Origin of the sequence: Vulgatibacter sp. (assembly GCF_041687135.1) — a bacterium.
Taxonomy (GTDB): domain Bacteria; phylum Myxococcota; class Myxococcia; order Myxococcales; family Vulgatibacteraceae; genus JAWLCN01.
Genome location: NZ_JAWLCN010000013.1, coordinates 1 through 14468, shown reverse-complemented (window position 1 = coordinate 14468; position 14468 = coordinate 1). Strand labels below are relative to the sequence as shown.

14 protein-coding genes and 1 rRNA gene are annotated in these 14468 nt (G+C 71.3%); 8 read left to right on the top strand and 7 right to left on the bottom strand.

The features are described from left to right. Positions 1–98 precede the first annotated feature (98 nt). The 7 genes from ACESMR_RS21320 to ACESMR_RS21290 all read left to right on the top strand — a co-directional run bounded on the left by ACESMR_RS21320 (position 99) and on the right by ACESMR_RS21290 (position 7552). A complete protein-coding gene (locus tag ACESMR_RS21320) occupies positions 99–1250 on the top strand; it encodes an acyl-CoA dehydrogenase family protein (protein ID WP_373049149.1) in 1152 nt (383 codons plus the stop codon). Between the two features lie 11 nt (positions 1251–1261). Then, positions 1262–2365 carry a type IV pilus twitching motility protein PilT gene (locus ACESMR_RS21315; RefSeq protein ID WP_373049148.1) on the top strand — a complete coding sequence of 368 codons (1104 nt, stop codon included), beginning with the start codon at positions 1262–1264 and terminating at the stop codon, positions 2363–2365. Between the two features lie 22 nt (positions 2366–2387). Then, positions 2388–3224, top strand: coding sequence for a PilZ domain-containing protein (locus tag ACESMR_RS21310; protein WP_373049147.1), 837 nt, complete (start codon positions 2388–2390; stop codon positions 3222–3224). A 97-nt stretch (positions 3225–3321) separates the two neighbouring features. Then, a complete protein-coding gene (locus ACESMR_RS21305) occupies positions 3322–4542 on the top strand; it encodes an efflux RND transporter periplasmic adaptor subunit (RefSeq protein ID WP_373049146.1) in 1221 nt (406 codons plus the stop codon). Then, a complete protein-coding gene (locus tag ACESMR_RS21300) occupies positions 4539–5237 on the top strand; it encodes an ABC transporter ATP-binding protein (RefSeq protein ID WP_373049145.1) in 699 nt (232 codons plus the stop codon). The genes ACESMR_RS21305 and ACESMR_RS21300 overlap by 4 nt, the downstream gene beginning before the upstream one ends. Then, positions 5234–6394 (top strand): ABC transporter permease, encoded by a 1161-nt coding sequence (locus tag ACESMR_RS21295; RefSeq protein ID WP_373049144.1) that lies wholly within the window; start codon positions 5234–5236, stop codon positions 6392–6394. The genes ACESMR_RS21300 and ACESMR_RS21295 overlap by 4 nt, the downstream gene beginning before the upstream one ends. Further along, positions 6395–7552 (top strand): ABC transporter permease, encoded by a 1158-nt coding sequence (locus ACESMR_RS21290; RefSeq protein ID WP_373049143.1) that lies wholly within the window; start codon positions 6395–6397, stop codon positions 7550–7552. It begins immediately after the preceding gene. Between the two features lie 9 nt (positions 7553–7561). Here the strand turns inward: ACESMR_RS21290 and ACESMR_RS21285 are convergent, their stop codons facing one another. The 4 genes from ACESMR_RS21285 to cyoE form a co-directional block, all read right to left on the bottom strand. Continuing rightward, on the bottom strand, positions 7562–8083 hold the full coding sequence (locus ACESMR_RS21285; RefSeq protein ID WP_373049142.1) for a cytochrome c oxidase subunit 3: 522 nt from the start codon (positions 8081–8083) through the stop codon (positions 7562–7564). 115 nt (positions 8084–8198) lie between these two features. Continuing rightward, positions 8199–8627 carry a DUF420 domain-containing protein gene (locus ACESMR_RS21280; RefSeq protein ID WP_373049141.1) on the bottom strand — a complete coding sequence of 143 codons (429 nt, stop codon included), beginning with the start codon at positions 8625–8627 and terminating at the stop codon, positions 8199–8201. 44 nt (positions 8628–8671) lie between these two features. Next, the gene (locus ACESMR_RS21275; protein WP_373049140.1) at positions 8672–9274 is read right to left on the bottom strand and encodes an SCO family protein; all 603 of its coding nucleotides are present in this window, start codon (positions 9272–9274) and stop codon (positions 8672–8674) included. After that, positions 9271–10164: a heme o synthase gene (gene cyoE / locus ACESMR_RS21270; protein ID WP_373049139.1), complete on the bottom strand. Its 894-nt coding sequence runs from the start codon at positions 10162–10164 to the stop codon at positions 9271–9273. Before cyoE ends, ACESMR_RS21275 begins: the two co-directional genes overlap by 4 nt. Positions 10165–10518: 354 nt before the next feature. Here cyoE and ACESMR_RS21265 point away from each other — a divergent pair, with 354 nt between their 5' ends. Then, positions 10519–11763, top strand: a complete 1245-nt coding sequence (locus tag ACESMR_RS21265; RefSeq protein ID WP_373049138.1) for an MFS transporter — start codon at positions 10519–10521, stop codon at positions 11761–11763. A 68-nt stretch (positions 11764–11831) separates the two neighbouring features. On the opposite strand, the gene ACESMR_RS21260 is transcribed toward ACESMR_RS21265, so the two are convergent. From ACESMR_RS21260 to rrf, 3 genes are all read right to left on the bottom strand, one after another. Continuing rightward, positions 11832–13445 (bottom strand): DUF6600 domain-containing protein, encoded by a 1614-nt coding sequence (locus ACESMR_RS21260; protein WP_373049137.1) that lies wholly within the window; start codon positions 13443–13445, stop codon positions 11832–11834. Between the two features lie 199 nt (positions 13446–13644). Beyond that, positions 13645–14262 (bottom strand): RlmE family RNA methyltransferase, encoded by a 618-nt coding sequence (locus tag ACESMR_RS21255; protein WP_373049136.1) that lies wholly within the window; start codon positions 14260–14262, stop codon positions 13645–13647. A 110-nt stretch (positions 14263–14372) separates the two neighbouring features. Continuing rightward, a 5S ribosomal RNA gene (gene rrf / locus ACESMR_RS21250) occupies positions 14373–14468 on the bottom strand; the annotation flags it as partial.

The following is a 14468-nucleotide window of genomic DNA, read 5'->3' as shown; positions in this document are numbered from 1 at the left end:
GCCGCATTCCCGCTTCGCCAGCGGTGCCGGCCCCGGCGCTTCCCTTGGGGAAAAGGAGGCGCGTGGTAGGCTGGCGGGAACGTCCCGGGAGCCATCGCATGCACGCAGGGTACGGCCTCTTCCACGAGGATCACCATGCCTTCCGCCGCACCGTCCGGCGCTTCGTCGAGAGCGAGATCACACCGCACGTGAAGGCCTGGGAGGACGCGGAAGAGTTCCCCCGCTCGCTCTTCCAGCGCTGCGGCGCCCTGGGCTTCTTCGGGCTCCGGGCACCGGTCTCGCTCGGCGGCACTGCGGCGGGGCCGCTCTTCGAAGCGGTGCTGCACGAGGAGCTCGGTCGCTGCGGCTCCGGCGGCGTCGCCGCAGGGCTCGCGGGCCACGTCGCCATCGCCCTGCCCCCGATCCTCCTCTTCGGCAACGAGGCACAGCAGCAGCGCTGGGTGCCCCGGGCGATCGCGGGCGAAATCGTCGGCGCGCTGGCGATCACCGAGCCGGAGGCGGGTTCGGATGTCGCAGGGATCCGCACCCGCTGCGTCCGCGACGGCGACGAGCTCGTGATCGACGGCGCCAAGACCTACATCACCAACGGCGTGCGCGCCGACTTCGTGGTGGTGGCGGTGAAGAGCGAACCCGAGGCGGGCGCCGGCGGGATCTCGATGGTGGTGGTGGAGCGCGGTACGGCGGGCTTCTCGGTGGGTCGCAAGCTGCGCAAGCTCGGCTGGCATGCGAGCGACACCGCCGAGCTCGTCTTCGAGGGCTGCCGGGTTCCCGCAGCCAACCTCCTCGGCAGCTGGAACGAGGGCTTCTCCTGCATCCTCGCCAATTTCGTCTGGGAGCGGCTCGCGCTCGCCCTCGGCGCCGTGGCGCAGGGGGAGCTGGCGCTGGAGAAGGCCCTCGCGTACGCGCGGGAGCGCAGGGCCTTCGGCAGGCCGGTGGCTTCCTTCCAGGTGACACGCCACAAGCTCGCCGACATGGCCCTGCGGCTGGAGGCGGCCCGGCAGCTCACCTACCACGGCCTGCGTCTCTACGAGGGTGGCGAGGATGCGGTCGCCGTCGCGGCGATGGCCAAGCGGCTCGCCACCGAGAACGCGCTCTCGATCTGCGACGATGCGTTGCAGATCCACGGCGGTGCCGGCTACATGCGGGAGTACGAGGTGGAGCGCTATTTCCGCGATGCCCGCCTCGGGCCCATCGGCGGCGGAACCTCCGAGATCATGAACGAGATCGTCGCCAGGCAGCTGGGGCTGTAGGAGAAACGAAGATGAACCACGAGCAGCTGGTCCAGCTCCTCACGCTGGGTGTGAGACGGGGCGCCTCCGACATCCATTTCGAGGCGGGCTATCCGCCCTCCTACCGGATCTTCGGCGATCTGGTGACGGCGCGCCTCGAGCCGCTCACGACAGAGGACACCGAGTCGATCGCCAGGCTGGTGATCGGCGCCGAGAGCGCCTTCTTCCGCGGTGAGGCCCACGACGCCGATCATGGCTTCTCCGTCACCGGGCTCTCGCGCTTCCGCGTCAACCTGCTCCGGCAGCGTGGATCGATCGGCGTGGTGATGCGGGTGATCCCCTTCGAGATCCCGAGCTTCGAGCAGCTCAACCTGCCGGCTGCGGTCGCCTCCCTGGCCCACGTGCGCAGCGGCCTCGTCCTCGTGGTCGGCGCGGCGGGCAACGGCAAGTCGACCACCATCGCCAGCCTCCTCGAGGCGGTGAACGAGAGCCGCCGGAGCCACATCGTCACCATCGAGGATCCGATCGAGTTCCTCTTCCCGGCGAAGAAGTCGCTGGTGATCCAGCGGGAGGTGGGGACCGACACCGGCTCCTTCGGCACCGCGCTCCGCTCGGTGATCCGCCAGGATCCGGACGTGATCATGGTGGGTGAGATCCGCGACCGGGAGACCGCCGAGATCTGCCTGCGCGCAGCGGAGACCGGGCACCTGGTGATCTCCTCGCTCCACACCCAGGACGTGCCCCGGAGCATCTCCCGCTTCGTCGGCCTCTTCCCCAGCGACGAGCAGCAGGGCGTCCGCGGCCGCCTCGCCGAGACGCTCAAGGCGATGGTCGCCCTGCGGCTCCTGCTCCGCGCGGACGGGACGGGGCTGCTCCCCGCAGCGGAGGTGATGCTCTCCACGCGCTCGATCCAGACGCAGATCCGCGAGGGCGCCTCGATGGAATCGCTGCTCCGCCTGATCGAGTCGGGTCGCGTCGACCTCGGGATGCAGAGCTTCGATCAGCACCTGGTCGAGCTGGTGCAGACCGGGCGGATCTCCGCCGACCTCGCCCGTGCCCACGCCACCCACCCCTCCGACGTCGCCCGTGCCCTCCTCCTCGACGAGGGTGGAGGCAGCGGCGATCTCAACTTCTGACCGACGGCATCCGGGGAGAGATTTGCTCCAGCGCCAGCCACAGAGCCGCCGCATCCTCGTGGTGGACGACGATCGCGCCCTCGCGGAGGAGCTGCGCGCCAGCCTGCGCGTGGCGGGCTTCGACGCGGAAGCGGTGTCGCTCGCCGCAGGGCTGACGCCGGAGTTCCTCGAGCGCTTCGCGCCGGGGCTGGTGCTTCTCGACGCTGCAGCCGGCGGGATCCGCCGGGACGCGGTGCGGGCGATCGTCCTCGGGCTGCGCACGCAGCTGGGCTGCAGGCTGCTGGTGATGGGCGCGCAGGGCCCCGCACTCGCGGCGCGGGCGCGGGAGGTGGGCGCCGACGGCGCGGTCGACAAGGCGAAGCTCCTCCGGGAGCCCCACGCGGCGCTGCGGATCGAGCCGCAGCCCCGTGCCGACCGCCAGGCCGCGCTGCCGGCGCAGCCGCCGCCGCTGCCGCAGCGCGAACCGCCGCCGCCGGCGATCCTCTCGATGATCGAGGAGGAGCTCGCCCGCCTCGACAGCGGGCCTACAGCGGCGCCCTCCTTCCACGTGGTGGTGGACCTCTTCAGCGAGAACAACTTCTACATCACCAAGACCCCCACCGGCCGCCTCGTCGGCCTCTTCGTGGCGACGGATCTGCCGCCGCCGGTGGGAACGAGCGTGCGCTGCTCGGTGGCGCTGCTCGGCGGCCACCGCTTCGAGACCAGCGGCGAAGTCTCCTGGGTCCGCGAGCGCTCGGCCTTCTCGAGCAAGCTCGCCGCCGGCGCGGGGATCCGCATGCTGAAGCTCTCCGACCGGGACAAGCAGGAAATCCGCCGCTTCCTCGGCCAGCGCGCGCCCTACAGCTACACCGGCGCTTGAGCTCCGGTGTAGCTGTAGGGCGGTGCCACGCTGCAGGCTCCCGCCGCACGGCGCATCTTTTCCGGGCAATCCACGAGGATTCCCGGGGAGGACGCTGGTGGCGGAGACCGGCATCGCCGAGCGCATGGGGCAGCTGCGCATCGACCGCAGCCGAAAGGTGCGCCCGCGCAGGCGGCGGCTCGTGGGGCTGCTCGTCCTGCTCCTCCTCGCTGGCGCCGTGATCGCGTGGCTCCTCGGCAGGCCTCCCGCCGTGTCGGTGGTCGAGGTGCGGGAGGCGCGGCCCGGGGAGGCGGTGACCGAGCTCACCGCCTCGGGCTACGTGGCGGCGAAGCGCCGCTCGATCATCGCGCCGCAGATCCCGGGGCGGCTGGTCGAGGTGCTGGTCGAAGAGGGCGAGCGCGTGGAGGAGGGGCAGGTGATCGCGCGGCTCGATTCCGCCGGCGCCGACGTGGGCGTGCTCCAGGCGCGAGCGCAGGCGAACGCCGCCCTGGGCGAGCTGCGCAACGCCGAGGCGCAGCTCCGCAAGGCGATCCGCGATCGGGAGCGGGCGGAGACGCTCGCGGCGAGCGGCGCCGCCGCGCAGGCCACGGCCCAGGACGCGCGCACCAGCGCGGAGGCGGCGGAGGCTGCGGTCAACGCGGCGCGGGCACAGCTCGGCGCTGCGCGGGAGGCCCTGGCTGCAGCGGAGCTGGAGCAGGACTACACCGTGGTGCGGGCGCCCTTCACCGGGACCATCGTCCGCAAGATCGCCGACGAGGGCGCGGTGCTGGCGCCGGCTGCGATCACCACCGGCGATTTCGGCGGCATCGTCGAGATGGTCGATCTCTCCAGCCTCGAGGTGGAGGCGGAGGTGAGCGAGGAACAGCTGGGGCGGATCGAGATCGGCCAGCCGGCGCTGGTCTTCCTCGACGCCTGGCCCGACCGGCTCTACCAGGGGCGGGCCACCTCCGTCCGCCCGGCGATCGATCGGGCCAAGGCCACCGCGGTGGTGAAGGTCGACTTCGTCGAGCCGCCGCAGGGCGCGCTTCCCGACATGGGCGCGAAGATCTCCTTCCTCGAGAAGCCGCTCGATCCGCAGCAGCTGCAGGCGGATGCGCGGCTCCGGGTTCCCGCCAGCGCCGTCGTCGAGCGCGACGGCGAGCAGGTGGTCTTCGTGATCGAGTCCGAGCGGGTGGAGCAGGTGCCGGTGGAGGTGGAAGCGCGCGTCGGCGAGGAGGTTTCGCTGGCGCAGGGACCGGAGGCGGGCACGCGGGTGGTGGTGGCGCCGGGGGAGCGGCTCCGGGGCGGCGCCCGGGTCCAGGTGCGGGAGGCGTCGTGATCGGCGCGGCCGCGAGCGAGGCGCGCCCGCCGATCGTGCGGCTGCGCGGTGTCTCCAAGGTCTACCGCCGCGGCGACGTGGAGATCCCCGTGCTCCAGGGCATCGATCTCGACATCCCCACCGGCGCCTTCGAGGTCTTCATGGGCCCGTCGGGTTCCGGCAAGTCGACGCTGCTCAACCTGATCTCCGGCCTCGACCGCCCCACCGCCGGCGTGGTCGAGGTGGCAGGACAGGACCTGGCGCGGATGGACGAGGGGGCGCTCGCCGATTGGCGGGCGCGGCACGTGGGTTTCATCTTCCAGTTCTACAACCTGCTGCCCGTGCTCACCGCGGCGGAGAACGTGGAGCTGCCGCTGCTGCTCACCCCGCTCTCCCGCGAGGAGCGGCGGGTCCACGTGGCGGCGGCCCTCGACGCGGTGAACCTCGGCCCCCGCGCGAGCCACAAGCCGCCGCAGCTCTCCGGCGGCGAGCAGCAGCGCGTCGCCATCGCCAGGGCGCTGGTCACCGATCCCGATCTCGTCATCGCCGACGAGCCGACCGGCGATCTCGACCGCACCTCCGCCGGCATCGTGCTCGACCTGCTCGACTCCCTCCACCGCGACCTGGGGAAGACGATCGTGATGGTGACCCACGATCCCCACGCGGCCGAGCGCGCCGAGACGATGCGGATCCTGGAGAAGGGGGCGCTCGCGTGACCTTCGCGCGCCTCGCCCTGCGGGATCTCGGCCGCAACCCGCTGCGCCTCGCCCTCACCGTGCTCGCTGCGACGGTGGGCGTGGTGGCCTTCATCTTCCTGCAGACGGTGATCGACCTCTGGTACGCGGGGGTCGCCGGCGCGCAGGCGGATCGGCTCATCGTGCGCAACAAGACCGGCCTCACCCAGGAGCTTCCCCTCGCCTACCTGCAGCGCATCGCCGCCGTGCCCGGGGTGAGCGCGGTGAGCTACGCGGGCTGGTTCGGCGGCGCCTTGAGCGAGGAGCGCAGCGACTTCTTCCCCAACGTCTTCGTCGACTCGGCCACCTACCTCGAGGTCTACGACGAGTACGTCGCACCGGAGGAGGAGATCGCCGCGTGGCGGGCCGATCCCTGCGGGGCGATGGTGGGCAGGAAGCTCGCCGACCGCTTCGGCTGGCAGGTCGGCGATCGCGTGACGCTGGAGGGCTCGATCTACCCGGGCACCTGGGACTTCACCATTCGCGGGATCTACGAGGGGCGCAGCCCCAACGTCGACACCACCGTGCTCGCCTTCGGCTACCGCTGCCTCAACGAGCGGGTGGAGGAGAGCCAGCAGGACTACGTCGGCTACTTCGCCCTGCGGATCGACGATCCGGCGCTCTCCGTGCAGGTGGCGCGCAGCGTCGACGCCATGTTCGCCAACAGCCCCTGGGAGACGAAGACCGAGAGCGAGCGCTCCTTCCAGCTCTCCTTCGTCGCCATGTCCTCCGCGATCCTCTCCGCGGTGGAGATCGTCTCCTACGTGGTGCTGCTCATCATCCTGCTGGTGGTGGGCAACACGCTGGCGATGGGCGTCCGCGAGAAGACCCGCGACCTCGCCACGCTGCGGGCGCTGGGCTTCCACCGCCGCCACGTCCTCGCCCTGGTGCTGCTCGAATCGCTCTTCATCGGCCTGGTCGCAGCGGCCCTCGGCACCCTGCTGGCGCCGCCGCTGATCGAGAATTTCGCCGGGATCGTCCAGGAGCAGTTCGGGACGCTGCCGGAGATCCGGGTCCGCGCCGGCACGGTGATCCTCGCTGCGGCAGCGGCGCTGCTGGTGGGCCTCGCCGCGGGCGCCCTCCCCGCCCTGCGGGCCTCGCGGCTCGCCATCGCCGAAGGCCTGCGAGAGGTGGCGTAGATGATCCCCGTCTTCTACAGCTGGCGCAGCCTCCTCGCCCGGCGGCTCTCCACCGCAGCCACGGTGATCGGCCTGGGGCTCGTGGTCTTCGTCTTCGCCGCGGTGCTGATGCTCTCCAACGGCATCGAGAGCGCACTGGAGGCAGGCGGCGATCCCGACAACCTCGTCCTCCTCCGCGAGGGCGCCGACAACGAGATCGCCAGCGGCGTGGAGCGCGACGCGCTGCGGGTGATCGCGTCCTGGCCCGAGGTGGCCACCTCCACCGGCGGCCAGAGCCTCGCTGCCGGGGAGACGGTGGTGATCGTCGCCCTGCCCCGCGGCGACGATCGCTTCACCAACGCCACCGCCCGCGGCATCGACGGCGCCAGCCTCGCCTTGCGGCCGGCGGTGCGAATCGTCGAGGGCCGCGCGCCCCGCCCCGGGAGCTACGAGGTGGCGATCGGGACGGGGATCGTCGGGCGCAGCCCCGGCGCCTTCGTCGGCGGCGAGCTCCGCTTCGCCAACCAGCGCTGGCCGGTGGTCGGCGTGATCGCCGCGGAGGGGAGCGCCCTGGAGTCGGAGATCTGGGCCTGGGGCGACGCGCTCCGCAGCGCCTTCCAGCGCCAGGGCTTCAGCTCGATCGTCGTGCGCGCGCCCTCGATCGAGCAGCGGGACCAGCTGGCGCTGCGGGTGGAGGGCGACGTCCGCTTCACCCTCGAGGCGACGCCGGAGGACGACTATTGGGCGGAGCAGGCGCAGGGGATGGCGACCTTCATCCGCGTGCTCGGCCTCTTCGTCTCGCTGGTCTTCGGCGTGGGCGCGATCCTCGGGGCGATGATCACGATGTACGCGCAGGTCGCCGCCAGGGTCCGCGAGCTGGCGATGATGCGGGCGGTGGGCTTCCGGCGCACCAGTGTGCTGGGCAGCGTGGTGGTGGAGTCGGCGCTCCTCGGGGCAGCCGGCGGGATCCTCGGTGCGGTGGGCGCCTTCTTCATGCGCTGGGTGGAGATCCGGACCGTGAACTTCGACACCTTCTCCGAAGTCTCCTTCGGCTTCGCGCCGACGGCGGGGATCCTCTTCGCCGCGGTGGCCTTCGGGATCGGGATGGGGCTGATCGGAGGGCTGCTCCCGGCGCTCAAGGCGGCGCGGATCTCGGTCCTCGACGGGCTCCGGGCCTGACGGCCCGGCTTACCAGAGGAAGAAGGCGGCGAAGAGCAGCAGCCAGTTGATCCCGAGGAAGTGCCAGAAGCGGCCGACGAGCCGCACGCGGACGTTCTCCCGGGCGTGGTAGCGCTGGCGGAGCGCGCCGGGCACGAGCCAGGCGAGCAGCCCCAGGGCGATGGCCACGTGGGCGAAGTGGAAGCTGGTGAGGGTGTAGAAGGCGCCGGCGTGGCGGTTGCCGAGGACGAAGCCCGCGCCCCAGAGCTGGAGCCAGAGGGCGATCTCGAGGGCGACGAAGAGGAGCCCGAGGCAGATGGCGGCGAGGAGCCAGGGGAGCAGGAGCGGCGCCCGTGCGCGGAGCAGCGCCCGGTAGCCCAGGTGCAGCGCCGCCGAGGAGCCGGCGATGGCGGCGGTTGCAGCGCTGGCGAGGCCGAGGGGCAGCACCCTGCCACCGGGCGGCGGCCAATTGGGCGCGTCGGCGCGGAGGATGCCGTAGAGGAGGAGGAGGCCGCCGAAGGCCATGGTGGAGGAGAGCAGGAAGAGGCTCATCCCCAGCGATTTCCGGCCATCCGCATCGCTGTCCGGCAGGCGCCGGACCGTCGCGACCTCGCTCGACGTGCCCATGGGCGGAAGGTGGCAGCAGCGCCCGCGGCGGGCAACTCGATCAGAGCATTCCCGGCAGGTGGTAGAGCATGAAATAGACCACCACGCCGGTCACCGAGACGTAGACCCAGACCGGGAAGGTCCAGCGGGCGATGCGCCGGTGCTGCTCGTAGCGCCCCTTCCACGGCAGCCAGAGCGTCCGCATCACCATCGGCAGGAGGCCGATGGCGAGGAACATGTGGCTGAAGAGGATTGCCAGGTAGAACCACTTCCAGCCGCCCTCGACCGGAAAGCGCGTGGTGCCCGTGAGCGCGAACCGGGTGAGGTAGGAGGCGAGGAAGAGGGTCGACGCGCCGAAGGCGCCGAGCATGAAGCGCTTGTGGCGCTCCCGCTGCCCCCGCTTGATGGCGACGAAGCCGAGGACGAGGAGCAGCGCCGCGCTGGCGTTGAGGATCGCGTTGAGGATCGGCAGGTAGGCAGCGATGGGCATCGTGGTCTCGGGGGCTCGGGGACTCCGGGGACTCGGAGCCCGGCTCAAGGCTCCGCGAGGAGCCGCTCGACGTCGCCGGCGAGGCGCTCGAGCTCCTCGTGGGACGGCTGGTAATAACCGCGGATCGTGCCCTTCGCATCCACGAGGACGAAGTGCTCGCCGTGGACGATGTCGAAGGCCGTCGCCTCCGGATCGCCCGCGCCGTCCATGTGGATCTTGAAGCCCTTCTCGATCGCCGTCTCCACCGCGGCGAGCTCGCCGGTGAGGAAGGTCCAGCGCGCGGGATCCTGCCGGTATTGCGCGGCGAAGCCCTGGAGCTTCGCCGGCGTGTCGTTCTTCGGATCCACCGAGAAGCTGAGCAGGTGGACCCGGTCCTCCGCTGCGAACCGCTCCTGGATCTTCGCCATGTGGGCGGTGAGGAGCGGGCAGACCGTCGGGCAGGAGGTGAAGATGAAATTGGCCACCACCACCTTGCCCTGCACGTCCGCAGCGCCGAAGGGCCTGCCCTGCTCGCTGGTGAGCGAGAAGGCCGGCATCGGGTAGAGCGACGGAAGCGGCGGCGGCTCCGGCAGGAGGAACCACGCGATCGGCACCGCGATCAGCGCCGAGGCGAGGACGAGGCCTGCTGCGGTACGGAGCCCTCTCACAGCCAGGAGTCGATGGCGAGCGCGAAGAAGATCACGCAGAGGTAGAGGATCGAGCCGAGCATCAGTCGGCGCGACCAGTTCCTGCCGAGATCCCGTCCGAGGCCGTAGATGGCGAAGGCGAGGTAGGCGCTGCCGGAGAGGGCCGCGGCGACGCCATAGAACCAGCCCGCGACGCCGAGCGGCAGGAGGAGCAGCGAGACCGCGAGCTGCGCCACCGACCAGATCACCGTCCAGCGCTTCGTCGCCGCTTCGCCGCGCACCAGCGGGAAGACCTTGTGGCCGCCCCTGCCATAGTCCTCGGCGCAATAGAGCGCGATGGCGAGGAAGTGCGGCAGCTGCCAGACGAAGAGGATGGAGAAGAGGACGAGGCCGGGCAGGTCGAGGGCGCCGGTCACCGCCGTCCAGCCGATGAGCGGGGGCATCGCCCCGGGCACCGCGCCGACGAGGAGCGCGTCGGTGCTCATCCGCTTCATCGGCGTGTAGAGCCACACGTAGCTCACGAAGGCGATGAAGGCGAGGAGCCCGGGCAGCGGATGGACGAAGAAGGTCAAGGCCGGGATCGAGAGGGCCGCGAGGAGGAGGCCGAAGGCGAGCGCCACCTGCGGCGCGAGACGCCCTGCAGCGAGGGGCCGCCGCCTGGTGCGGTTCATCAACGCGTCGGTGTCGCGCTCCAGATAGTTGTTGAGCGTGCTGGCGGCGCTGACCACCAGGCCGGTGGCGAGGATGGTGAGCAGGTGCTTCTGCCAGGACAGCTCGCCCGGAGCGAGGCCGAGGCCGCCGGCGGTGGTCACCAGCACCATGGTGGTGATCCGCGGCTTGGTCAGCGCGACGAGGTCGCGCACCAGCTCGGCGCTGTTCGTCGTGCTCTCCGCAGCGGCAACGACCCTCACTCCGGTCACCTCCGCCGGCCCGGGATGGGGCCGGATTCGCCTGCGACGGCGGGCGCGTCCACGAGCAGGAAAGAGCCGGATCGCCGGCAGGCTCGAGGTCGTGGCGCTGTTCGGATCCGCGGGACGGCTCCGGTCGGCGCGCTCGTCACGTGCGACCGCGGGGAATAACCCCTTCCCCCGGCCCGGTCAAGTCGGCCGGCGGACACCTTTCGGGCGCGGCGCGATGGCTGCCTGCCCGAATTCGCTGGCCTTTCTCTTTGACCGCGCCCCGGCGCAGGGATTAGAGCGCTACGCGTCGGTGGTCGCTTCGGTTGCAGGGATGGGGCCGCTCCGCGGTCCCGCGATGGAGGCTCGATGCGGCACGGAAAATCGCCCCTGGCCGTACTCTTCTTCACCGTCTTTCTCGACCTCCTCGGCTTCGGCCTCGTGATTCCCCTGCTCCCCTTCTTCGCGCAGGAGCTCGGGGCCAGCGGCTTCGAGGTCGGCGTGGTGATGACGGCGTACTCGGCGATGCAATTTCTCTTCTCGCCGTTCTGGGGCCGCCTCTCCGATCGGATCGGGCGCAGGCCGGTGCTGCTGGTGAGCATCACCGGCAACGTGTTGGCGATGCTCCTCTTCGCCTTCTCCACCAACCTGGTGGTCTTCTTCCTCGCCAGGGCTTTCGCCGGCATGGCGAACGCCAACATCGGCACGGCGCAGGCCTACATCGCCGACGTCACGCCACCGGAGAAGCGGGCGCAGGGCATGGGCCTGCTCGGCGCAGCCTTCGGCCTCGGCTTCGTCCTCGGGCCTGCGGTGGGCGGCATCCTCGCCACCCTCGGACTGGCGGCGCCGGCGCTGGCGGCAGCGGCCCTCTCGGCCCTCAACCTCGGCCTCGCCTTCTTCCTCCTCCCGGAATCGCTGCCGGCGGAGGCCCGGGCAGCTGCCGCTGCCCGCCGCGGCTCCCGTCTCGAGACGTTCCGCGGGGCGCTCGGCCACCCCGTGCTGCCGCTGCTCTTTCTCCTCTTCTTCCTCGCGACGGTGGGCTTCGCACAGCTGGAGACCACCTTCGCCCTCTACACGGAGAAGCGCTTCGGCTACGGCACCAGGGAGGCGGGCCTGCTCTTCGCCTGGATCGGCGTGGTGCTGGCGCTGGTGCAGGGCGGCCTGCTGCGGCCGCTGCGCAAGCGGCTCGACGAGCCCTCGATCCTGCTGGCGGGCACGGTGTTGCTCACCTGCGGCCTGCTCCTCATCGCCGGCGCAAGGAGCCTGGCGCAGCTAGTGCTTGCCTGCACCGTGCTCGCCGTCGGCAACGGGCTGCAGAGCCCGGCGCTCTCCGGCCTCGTCTCCCGAAATGCCGGCGCCCACGAGCAGGGGCGCGTCCTCGGCGTGAACCAGAGCGTGGGCAGCCTGGCGCGGATCGTCGGCCCTCTCCTCGGCGGCGTCGCCTACGATCTGGGTGGCGCGGCGCCGGTGCTTGCGGTGGGCGGGGTGGAGCTCGCCTTCCTGCCCTGGAGCACGCCCTTCCTCAGCGCGGCGGTGCTCCTCGCCGGGGCGGCGATCATCGCCTTGCGGATCTTCCTCCGTCGCGAGCGCCTCGAACCGGCGCCGGAGCGCTGACCATAGAAAGGCCGCCTCGAGCCCAGGGCTCGAGGCGGCTGCGTGTCTGCCAGGCTCCGGTTGCCCGCTCAGTTGCCGCGCCGGACGTTCCCGGACGGCCGGGGGGCCGAGGGGGCGGAGCGGGGGGCGGTGGCGCGAGGTGCGATCCGCGGCGCCGAGGACCGCGGGGCAACCTTCGAAGGCGGGGTCTTCACTGCCGGGGGCGGCGAAGATTTCGAATTGCTGCCGCGCGGCGCCACCGACCGGGGTGCGGAAACCCGCGGGGGATTGACCCGCTGGGGCTGCACGCTCGGCGTATTGCCCCGGGGCGCCAGACGCTGGGGGCTGGGCACGTTGCGCGGGGTCACCTGCTGGCGCGGCGCCGGGAGGTTCCGCTGGGGAACCACGCGGCTGGGCGCCGACCGCTGCACCTGCGGGGCCCGGGGGGCCGGGGCAGCGCGCGGCGTCGGGACGTTCTGCTGCTGGACCCGCGGCGACTCGATGCGATTGCCGCCCCTGCGTTCCACCGCCTGCGGTGCTGCACCGCTCCGGGGTACGGCGCGCTGCGCCCCGTTGCCGAGCTGCGGTGCGCCCTGGCGGTCCACAGCGCCGGCGCGTGGGGTGCGGATCTGGCCGGGGGCCGTGGCCCTCTCGTTGGCGAGCCTGCCGCGGTTGACCTGCTGCGGGGCGACGAGGCCCGAGCCGACACCCTTCGGTGCACGCACGTTCTCCGGCACCCGGACCCGCCCGGCGGTCCGCTGGGCCGCGAGGTTGCTCTTGCTCAGCTCGGGCCGGTAGACCGACATCTGGCGCGGCGCCTTGCCGCCGGGCAGGTCGATACCGCGGGCCGTCGGACGCTGGGCGTTGGTGAGCGCGGTGGTCTGGACCCTCGTCCGCGAATGGCGCTCCACGTAGGTCCGAGGCGGACCGGCGTAGACGTAGCCGCTGCCGCGGCTGCGGCCGCCGTGCCCGTGGCCATGCCAGTTCGAGGCCCAGTGGGTGTGCCGGTGGTAGTAGCTCGAACGGTGGTAGGCGTAGTGGTGGACGTGCACCGGATGCGAGTAGAAATAGGTCGGCCCGATGTAGACCCAGTGGCTGGTGTAGACGGGATAGCTCGCGGTCCAGGCGACGTAGCCGGGATAGAGCGGCGCCCAGCCGATGGCCGCGTCACCGTAGCGCCAGGCGACCCACGCAGGACCCCAGGTATAACCGGGGACCCAGGCCCAGCCGAACGAAGGCAGCATCGTCCAGCGGCCATAGTGGTAGGTGGCCCAGCCGAACGGCTCCTCGGAGACCCAGGTCCAGCCGTAGTCGGTCCAGATCCAGCGGCCGTAGACGTACGGCCGCCAATCCTGCACCTGCGACTGCCGGTCGGGGATGAAGACGTAGCCGTACTCGGGGGTCTCGACCCAGGTGCCGTGGTCGGCGAGCCCCTGGTAGAAATCGTCGAACTGCACGTCCCCGCGATCGCGCTCTGAGTAGGGAACCGCTTCGGCGCGGGAGATGCCTTCGGGCGGCGGCGGGATCTGCTGGGCCTGCGCGACGGGGTCGCCGTAGCCGGCGTCCTGCGCTGCTTCCCACTCCTCGGCTGCATAGGGGGGGAGCTGATCGGTCTCCGCCTCCTGCGCAGCGGCGCCCATGGGGGCGACCAGCAAGGCGGCAAGGGTGCCCGCCAACGCGAGCGATAGGGAGCGACGAGCCATGGGAATCACCTCGGGCTGGCGAAAACGGACACCCGAATAGACGCAGCCCGTCCCGCTTTCTTCAATAGGGTCGACCACCCCCTTCGAAAACGCGGTAGGGGGCGTACATCCTTCCCCGCCGGCGAGCGCCCGGACGCCTCTCCGGGCTCGCAGCCTGCAAGTCCATACCCGCCTGCTCCCTGCGCTTCGCGGGCTGCGGTCAGGGCGTCGAAGCGGGCGGCGCCGGTCGATGCCCCTGCGCCACCACGAAGATCTCGAAGGAACGACCGCGGGTCGCTTCGGGGCGCACCAGCTTGACCTTCGAGAAGGCGGCCCGCACCTGCCGGAGATAGCCCTCGAATCCACCGCCCTCGAAGACCTTGGCGACGAAGGAGCCACCAGGCTTGAGGAGCTCGGCGCAGAGGTGGAGCGCGTGCTCCGCCAGATCGAGTGAGCGGGCCTCGTCGGTCGTCTTCACCCCGGTGGTCTTGGGGGCCATGTCGGACGTGACCACGTCATAGCTGCCGTCGTGGAGCTCCCGGAGCCTCTCCCGCAGATCGGGGGCGTAGATGTCCAGCACCGCGGTGCGGACGTTGGGCCCCATGCCCTTGATCGGCTGGAGATCGATCCCCACCACGACCCCTTCGGGCCCGATCTGCCGGGAGATGATCTGCAGCCAGCCGCCTGGGGCGGCGCCCAGGTCGAGGACCGCCATGCCGCGGCGGAAGAGCTGCGCGCGCTGGGCGATCTCCTCGATCTTGAAGGCGGAGCGCGCGCGGAGACCTTCCTGCTTGGCCTTCTTGTAGAAGCGGTCGCGCGGATCGTAGGGCTTGGACACCAGGTACCTCCCGAGGGCTGGCGGGGCCCCGCAAAGCTCGTCGGAGCCCGGGGACTTAAAAGGCGAAACCCCCGAGCCGCACTGGGCGGTTCGGGGGTTCGCAAAATAAAATCCGGCAGCGTCCTACTCTCCCACACGGTTTCCCGTGCAGTACCATCGGCGATGAGGGGCTTAACTTCCGTGTTCGGGATGGGAACGGGTGGAAC